At 63.2% G+C, this 7,066-nt stretch carries 9 protein-coding genes; 3 read left to right on the top strand and 6 right to left on the bottom strand.

Features of this window, described 5'->3' with window-relative positions; genetic code table 11:
* The 3 genes from EOA75_RS25975 to EOA75_RS25965 all read right to left on the bottom strand — a co-directional run.
* Positions 1-160: NAD(P)-binding domain-containing protein (locus EOA75_RS25975; RefSeq protein ID WP_245466739.1), on the bottom strand; the 160-nt coding region annotated here is incomplete at its 3' end.
* Positions 157-1,368, bottom strand: coding sequence for a mandelate racemase/muconate lactonizing enzyme family protein (locus EOA75_RS25970; RefSeq protein ID WP_127325486.1), 1,212 nt, complete (start codon positions 1,366-1,368; stop codon positions 157-159). The genes EOA75_RS25970 and EOA75_RS25975, both read right to left, overlap by 4 nt.
* A complete protein-coding gene (locus EOA75_RS25965) occupies positions 1,365-2,981 on the bottom strand; it encodes a GMC family oxidoreductase N-terminal domain-containing protein (RefSeq protein WP_127325487.1) in 1,617 nt (538 codons plus the stop codon). Before EOA75_RS25965 ends, EOA75_RS25970 begins: the two co-directional genes overlap by 4 nt.
* Before the next feature lie 187 nt (positions 2,982-3,168).
* Between EOA75_RS25965 and EOA75_RS25960 the strand changes: the two genes are divergently transcribed.
* On the top strand, positions 3,169-3,564 hold the full coding sequence (locus EOA75_RS25960; protein WP_067326635.1) for an acyl-CoA thioesterase: 396 nt from the start codon (positions 3,169-3,171) through the stop codon (positions 3,562-3,564).
* 478 nt (positions 3,565-4,042) lie between these two features.
* Here EOA75_RS25960 and EOA75_RS25950 read toward each other — a convergent pair whose 3' ends face one another.
* On the bottom strand, positions 4,043-4,411 hold the full coding sequence (locus EOA75_RS25950; RefSeq protein ID WP_066994462.1) for a helix-turn-helix domain-containing protein: 369 nt from the start codon (positions 4,409-4,411) through the stop codon (positions 4,043-4,045).
* Between the two features lie 92 nt (positions 4,412-4,503).
* Here EOA75_RS25950 and EOA75_RS25945 point away from each other — a divergent pair, with 92 nt between their 5' ends.
* Complete coding sequence (locus EOA75_RS25945) at positions 4,504-5,109, top strand: NADPH-dependent FMN reductase (RefSeq protein WP_067326641.1); 606 nt, start codon at positions 4,504-4,506, stop codon at positions 5,107-5,109.
* A 175-nt stretch (positions 5,110-5,284) separates the two neighbouring features.
* Here the strand turns inward: EOA75_RS25945 and EOA75_RS25940 are convergent, their stop codons facing one another.
* A complete protein-coding gene (locus tag EOA75_RS25940; protein WP_066994922.1) occupies positions 5,285-5,695 on the bottom strand; it encodes a gamma-glutamylcyclotransferase family protein in 411 nt (136 codons plus the stop codon).
* A gap of 69 nt (positions 5,696-5,764) precedes the next feature.
* Between EOA75_RS25940 and EOA75_RS35650 the strand changes: the two genes are divergently transcribed.
* The gene (locus tag EOA75_RS35650) at positions 5,765-6,187 is read left to right on the top strand and encodes a GNAT family N-acetyltransferase (protein WP_127245951.1); all 423 of its coding nucleotides are present in this window, start codon (positions 5,765-5,767) and stop codon (positions 6,185-6,187) included.
* Positions 6,188-6,223: 36 nt separating this feature from the next.
* On the opposite strand, the gene EOA75_RS25930 is transcribed toward EOA75_RS35650, so the two are convergent.
* The coding region (locus EOA75_RS25930) for a hemolysin family protein (RefSeq protein WP_164747559.1) at positions 6,224-7,066 on the bottom strand (843 nt) is incomplete at its 5' end.

Genomic DNA, 7,066 nt, shown 5'->3' with positions numbered 1-7,066 from the left:
CGCTCGCCGCCGCCGTAGCGCCGAGCGCGCCCAAACGCGCAACCGCCGCTGGGTCACGATCGAAAACGGCAACAGCGAAGCCGTGGCGCAGCAGGCTGGCGGCAAGGTTGCCGCCGAGATGACCAAGGCCGATGAAGGCGTAGGCGAGGCGCGCGGTCACGGCATCAGCGGCGTCTGCATCATCTGCAGATGCAGGTCCTTGCCGCTATAGGGGTGCGCCTCGCAGATTTCCTCGTTGAGCTCGACACCGAGGCCTGGCTCCTTCGACGGGATGACGTGGCCATCCTGCCATTCGATCTTCTTCTTGAGCAGCGTGGCGTGAAAACCGTCCCACTGCTTCAACGATTCCAGGATGAGGAAGTTGGGCAGAGTCACCGCAAGCTGGATGTTGGCGGCGCCGACGATCGGCCCGCAATAGCAATGCGGCGCGACCTGGATGTGGTAGGCCTCGGCCATGGCGGCGATCTTCTTGGTTTCGAGAATGCCGCCGGAGCGGCCGAGATCCGGCTGCAGGATGGTCGCGGCGCGGTTCTCGATGACGCGCGCGAATTCGAATTTTGTCGTCAGCCGCTCGCCGGTGGCGATAGGAATCGAGGTGCCGCGAGCGACCTGCGCCATCACCTCGGGCATGTCCGGCGGCACCGGCTCCTCGAACCACAGCGGATCGTAGGGCTCGATTGCACGGGCCATACGAAGCGCACCGGAGGCGGTGAACTGGCCATGGGTTCCGAACAGGATGTCCGCCCTGGTGCCTACCGCCTCGCGGATCGCCTTGATCATGCGCGCCGAGAGGTCGATGTCGATCAGGCGCGGCTGATGGCCGTCATAGGCCGTGTAAGGCCCGGCCGGGTCGAGCTTGACGGCGTTAAATCCCTGCTCGACATATTCCAGAGCGCAGGCCGCGGCCATGTCGGGATCGTTGTAGACGTTCTGGCCGCGGGCGTCTTCCGAATGGACGCTGCCGGTGTGCGGATAGAGATAGGTGTAGGAGCGCAGCGTCTCGTGCACCTGGCCGCCGAGCAGCTTGTAGACCGGCTTGCCGGCCTCCTTGCCGATGATGTCCCAGCAGGCCATTTCGAGTGCCGAAAAGCAGCCCATCCCGGAAACGTCGGGACGCTGGGTGAAGCCGGAGGAATAGACGCGGCGGAAGAGGTTCTCGACATCGTGCGCATCGCGCCCGATGAGGTAGCGCTCGGCCATATCCTCGATCATCTTGGCAGTGACATGCGCCGAGAAGGTGGCGTTGTAGGCCTCGCCATAGCCGACCACGCCGCCATCGGTGGTGAGCTTGACGAAGATGAAATACTTGCCGCCGATGCCGGGCGGCGGGTTGCCGACAACCCAGGTCTTGACGTCGGTGACTTTCATTTCTGATCCTCCAGAACCCGCTCGGCGCCTTTCCATCCGGTGAGGATTGCGGCGGCGTTGGTGTTGCCCGTGATGTTGTCGGGAAAGATCGATGCGTCGATCACACGCAAGCCCTCGAGCCCATGCACCCGAAGCCGGGGATCGACGACGGCGCGCGAAGCGTCCGGACCCATGCGACAGGTCGAGACGGGATGGTAGACGGTGCCCGAGCGCTTCCTGAAATCCTGAATCAGATCGGCATCGGAAGTAATTGACGGACCAGGCAAAACTTCTTCCTCGATGATCTCGGCCATCGCCGGCATCGAGGCGATCTTGCGCACGAACTTCACCGCCGCCAGCATCTCGTCGACATCGGCGTTGGTCGAATAGGCGTTCGCCGTGATCTTCGGATAGTCGCGCGGATCCTTCGAGCGGATCATGATCTCGCCGCGACTCGACGGCCGGCAATTGGAAAGGCCGATGGAGAAGCCCGGCCACGGATCGGGCGTCAGGATCGGGCGCTCGCCGCTCTTGGGGATGACGGTCGAGAAGGCCTGGAAATAGAGCTGCATGTTCGGCCGCGCCATCGACGGGTCGGTGCGGAAGAAGCCGCCGGCATTGTTCATCGACAACGACAGCGGACCGGAACGCAGCAGGATGTACTGCATGCCCACCAGCAGCTTGCCCCACCATGGCCGCAGGATCTGGTTCAGCGTCGGCAGCTTGCCCTTGAAGGTGTAGTTGATGCCGACATGGTCTTGCAGGTTGGCCCCGACATTGTCGTTGGCGTGGACGACCGCGATGCCGAGATCGCCGAGCAGCGCCGACGGGCCCACACCGGAGAGCTGCAGCAGTTGCGGCGAGTTGACCGAGCCGCCGGAGAGGATCACCTCGCGGCCCGCGCGAACCCTCTTGGTTTCGCCGTTTTGCTGGTACTCGACGCCGACGGCGCGCTTGCCCTCGAACAGGATTTTCGTCGCCAGCGCGTTGGTCTCGACGCGCACATTGTTGCGCTTCATCGCCGGGCGCAGGAAGGCGCGGGCGGCGGACATGCGGCGGCCGTTCCTGGTGGTGATCTGGTAGACGCCGACGCCCTCCTGGGAGGCGCCGTTAAAATCCGGATTTAACGGCAGTCCGGCCTGCTGGGCGGCCGCCAGATAGCGCTTGGTCAGCGGATGCACCGCATTCGAGCAATCGGTGATGTGCAAGGGGCCGCCGACCCCGCGCCATTGGTCGGCGCCGGCCTCGTTGTCCTCCAACGCTTTGAAAGCGGGGAGCAGGTCGTCATAGCTCCAGCCCGCATTGCCGGCGGCGGCCCAGGCATCGAAGTCCTCGCGCGCGCCGCGAATGAAGACCATGGCGTTGATCGAGCTCGAGCCGCCGAGCAGCTTGCCGCGCGGCCAGTGGTCGGCATTGTTGCCGAGGCCGGGATCGGGATCGGCCTTGTAGTTCCAGTTGACGGCCGGATCGAAGAAGGTCTTCCCGTAGCCGAGCGGCATCTGGACATAGAAACGGCGGTCGGTTCCGCCTGCCTCCAGCACCAGTACCGAAAAGCGGCTGGAAGCCGAGAGCCTTTCCGCGACCACCGAACCGGCCGAGCCGGAGCCGACGATGATGAAATCATAAGTCTGCATGATGCGCGGGCGGGCTCCGAGATCCGGGCTTAGCCTAGACATTGCCGGCTCACGTCGTCGCCGGGGCTTCCGGCATGGCTTGTGAAAAAAGCGACCGAGCCGCGACGCGTCCTTCGCCTTCAGCAAAGCTTGCGACATCGTGATGGCGTTGGTACGGCTTCAGGAAGCAGCGGCTGGAGGACCCCTCATGGTGCACTACGCAGACGGAAAGCCGCTCGGCGACCTGACATTGAGGACGCTCGCCATGCCGTCGGATGCCAATGCCGCCGGCGACATTTTTGGCGGCTGGGTGATGGCGCAGATGGACCTAGCCTGCGGCATCCGCGCGGCCGAGCGCGCCAAGGGTCGCGTGGTGACGGCGGCAGTGAAGGAGATGTCCTTCGCCAAGCCGATGAAGATCGGCGACACGCTCTGCATCTACACCCATGTTGAACGCGTCGGCCGCACCTCGATGACGCTCAAGGTCGAGGCCTGGGCGCAGCGCTATCTCACCGACCTGATGGAGAAGGTCACCCATGCCGATTTCGTCATGGTGGCGCTCGACGGCGACGGCAAGCCGAAACCGATCCCAGCCGAAAGCTGACGGCGAACGCTTTTCCGGATAGGCAAATTTGTAACAACTCTTGCGCGGGACGTGCGTCCGGCGACATCCGATGGTTGCTTCCGCGCCCGACGGTGCGTGCCGCTGTAGGAAAGACAATGCGTCAACATATGCTGAACGGCTGGCTCGTGGCAGCCCTTCTCGCACTTACCTGCTTGCTCGGCATAACTGCCTATGCAGAAGTGAAAAAAGAGCTCCCGCGCACCGCGTGGGTGCATGGTTTCGGGGCGGACCAGAGTCAGGGAGCGATGTGCGCAGTCTGCTCCTTGGCGCCCCGTGGCAGTACCACGTCAAAAGCCTGAGTGCTCCTCTCAGGCGCGACCAAAGCCGTCAGGGTCGGGCGGGCATCAAGGTTGATGTGCCCTCGAATACGACAAGTCAAAAAGACACAACTGCAGACTCCTTGCTCAGTCAGCAACGCTGCGGAGCGATGCTCGCAACACGTTGCGCTCCAAGGCCTTCAGGGATGCTCGCCATCGAATTTCGCGCGCGCCGCGCGTACTCGATTGGTATTCTTTCGTGCCCATTCGCCGAGCGCGCCAACCGGCACCAGCAACTCGTGGCCGAGCTCGGTCAGCTCGTAATCGACGCGCGGCGGAATGGTCGGAAAAACCTTGCGCGTGACAAAGCCGTCCCGCTCCAGGCCGCGCAAGGTGATGGTCAGCATTTTCTGTGAGATGCCGCCGACGGCCGTGCGCAATTCATTGAAGCGCATCGGTCCGCCGCCCAGCTTGCCGACCACCAAAACGGTCCATTTGTCGCCGACCCGTTGCAGGATTTCCGATACGGCCCGGCAGTCCTCAGTGTTGTACGGGTGCCTCGGTAACAAAAATGTGCCTCCTTGCGCGCCACTTTGTCAGTATCACATATAGCGCCGGTATCCAAACGATACCGAAATTCCCCCGCAAGGAGAGCCCCCTTATGTCCAAACCCAAAATCGCCATTGTCGTCGGTTCGACGCGCGCCGCCCGCTTCGCCGACGTCCCGACGCAGTGGATCGCCAAGATTGCCAAGACGCATGCCGATATCGACGTCGAAGTCGTTGATTTGCGCGACTGGCCGCTGCCGTTCTTCGATGAGGTCGCATCCTCCGCCTGGGCGCCGTCGCAGAACGAGGTGGCGCAGCGCTGGCAGAAGAAGGTCGCCGAGTTCGACGGCTTCATCTTCACCGCGGCTGAATACAATCACGCGCCGACCGCCGTCTTGAAGAACGCCATCGATTACGCCGCCAATGAATGGAACAAGAAGCCGGCTGGTTTCGTCGGCTATGGCAGCGTCGGCGGCGCGCGCGCCGTCGAGCAGCTTCGCCTGATCGCCGTCGAGCTGCAAATGGCGCCGGTCAAGTCGGCAGTGCACATCGCCTGGGGCGATTTCCTTGCGGTCCGCCAGGGCGACAAGAAGCTGGAAGAGATCGAACATCTGAACCAGGCGGCGGCGGCGCTCATCAATGACGTTGCCTGGTGGGCGAAGGTGCTGAAGGCGGCGCGCGCCGCCGACGCGATCGCCAGTGAAGCCCAGGCGGCTTAAGCCGCTTCATCCTCCCAAAATACCATCTAAGGGCGGCGCTTGCGCCGCCCCTTTTATTTGCGGAAGCCTCGGTCGTTCGACAGAGGATCGCTCAAGGATTTCGCTCTGCTGCCGCTTTTATGTCAGACATACTGGAGAAAGTCGGATTTCAATTGGGCATCCTTCGGGCGCAACCTTAGGCGTTCGCGTGAAGTTTGAAACGCCGATCGTCGTAGAAATCCAGATATCCCGAATGGACGGGATCCGCGAGACGGCGGGATTTCATGTAAGCCTGCGCCAGGACATGCGGACCGCCTTCAATGGGCTCAACCTCGATCGGGACGCGCAGGTTGCCGGGCTTGCCAACGGATTCGATCCGGTCAAGCCCGGCCAGGGCGCGGTCGTCGACCGCGTAGAGCTCGCCCCTGACGTGGAAGCCGAGACCCGGTTCATTGAACATCATCGGAGCGAAGCGAGGTCCGGCAATCAGCATCGGGAAACGCTCACGGGTCCTGCAGGCACCGATGCACGCGGCCCCGGACAAACCCGCCTTGTGAAGAGGAAACCCTCTCTTCAAGGTTCCGAACACGAAGAGGTTGACGAGCATTCTCCGGAACGCCGGCCGAAGCTGGAAGTTCATCCGTTTTCGCCATGTTCAGGGCAGGCGCAAATCCGCATGACTCAAGAATTCCCAATCATCCTGTCGACGGACGAAGCCGCGAAAGCCGAGGCCGCCGCGGCGCTCTACCGCTATAACGTCGCCATCACAGGGACGGACGACCGCATTCCCATAGGTGCCATATTGTGTGATGGCTCGGGCAAAGCTTTAGGCGGCCTATGGGGAAGGACCGAACTCGGTCTTCTGTTCTTGGACATGTTTTTCGTGCCCGCGCATTTACGCGGTCTGTCTTACGGCGCCCGGTTGCTTGCCGCCGTCGAAGAAGAGGCAAAGGCGCGGGGCTGCAGACGCGCCGTCGTGGAGACAAGCAGCTTTCAGGCGCCTGGATTCTACATCCGCCACGGTTATGTGGAATTCGGCCGCGTTCCGTTCGGGTTCGATGGGCAGGCCCGCGTCTTTCTTCGCAAGGAACTGGCCTGAATGGATGTTGGGAAAACCCGGCAGACCCCAAGCTCGCTATCGGCGCGCCATCGGACGGTGGCCGTCGGGCAGGCGGGTGGCGATCAGCTTGTCGATACGCCGGCCGTCGAGGTCGACCACCTCGAAGCGCCAGCCTTGCGCGTCCACGCATTCGCCGGTAGCGGGAAGGTGGTGCAGATGTGACAGCACATAGCCGGCCACCGTCTCGTAGTCGCGGTTCTCCGGCAAGTCGATGCCCAGCACCTCGGCCATCTCGTCGGCCTGCATGTAGCCGGCGAGCAGCCATGAGCCGTCCTCGCGTTTGACCGCGTTCTCTTCCTCGCCCGCATCGAGGTCCGAGCGGAAGACGCCGGTGATCGCTTCCAGGATGTCGGCCGGCGTGACGATGCCTTCGAAATGGCCGTATTCGTCATGGACGAGCGCCATGGGGACGTCCGATTCCCGCAGCCTTTGCAGCACGTCGAGCGCGTCGGCCTGATCATGGACGATTGGCGCGGTGCGCACATGCTGGCGCGGATCCAACACCCTGCCGGCAAGAAGGGCGGCCAGCACGTCGCGCGTCTGGATGACCCCTATCATGGCATCGACATTGCCGTCGCCCGCAGGCAGGCGCGAATGCTGGCTCTCCATCAGAAGCCGCTTGATGGCCGCCTCGTCGGATTGCAGGTTGATCCAGTCGACCTCGGTGCGCGGCGTCATCACGGCGCGCACGGCGCGGTCGCCAAGGCGCATGACGCCGGCGATCATGCGGCGCTCGTCGGATTCGATGGTGCCGTGATGCTCGGCCTCGGCGACCAGCATCTTGATCTCCTCGTCCGTGACCTTCTCTTCCGCCTCGCCGGCCTGGCCGAGCAACCACAAAACCGCGCGGCCGGAAAT

This window comes from Mesorhizobium sp. M1A.F.Ca.IN.022.07.1.1, assembly GCF_003997575.1.
In the GTDB taxonomy this organism is placed as follows: domain Bacteria; phylum Pseudomonadota; class Alphaproteobacteria; order Rhizobiales; family Rhizobiaceae; genus Mesorhizobium.
Note: the sequence above shows the minus strand (reverse complement) of the source record. Positions and strands in the feature narration are given on the sequence as shown.

Coding starts and splice junctions, on each gene's coding strand:
- EOA75_RS25970 (WP_127325486.1), bottom strand. CDS start 1,368: ATGAAAGTCACCGACGTCAAGACCTGGGTTGTCGGCAACCCGCCGCCC.
- EOA75_RS25965 (WP_127325487.1), bottom strand. CDS start 2,981: ATGCAGACTTATGATTTCATCATCGTCGGCTCCGGCTCGGCCGGTTCG.
- EOA75_RS25960 (WP_067326635.1), top strand. CDS start 3,169: ATGGTGCACTACGCAGACGGAAAGCCGCTCGGCGACCTGACATTGAGG.
- EOA75_RS25945 (WP_067326641.1), top strand. CDS start 4,504: ATGTCCAAACCCAAAATCGCCATTGTCGTCGGTTCGACGCGCGCCGCC.
- EOA75_RS25940 (WP_066994922.1), bottom strand. CDS start 5,695: ATGCTCGTCAACCTCTTCGTGTTCGGAACCTTGAAGAGAGGGTTTCCT.
- EOA75_RS35650 (WP_127245951.1), top strand. CDS start 5,765: ATGACTCAAGAATTCCCAATCATCCTGTCGACGGACGAAGCCGCGAAA.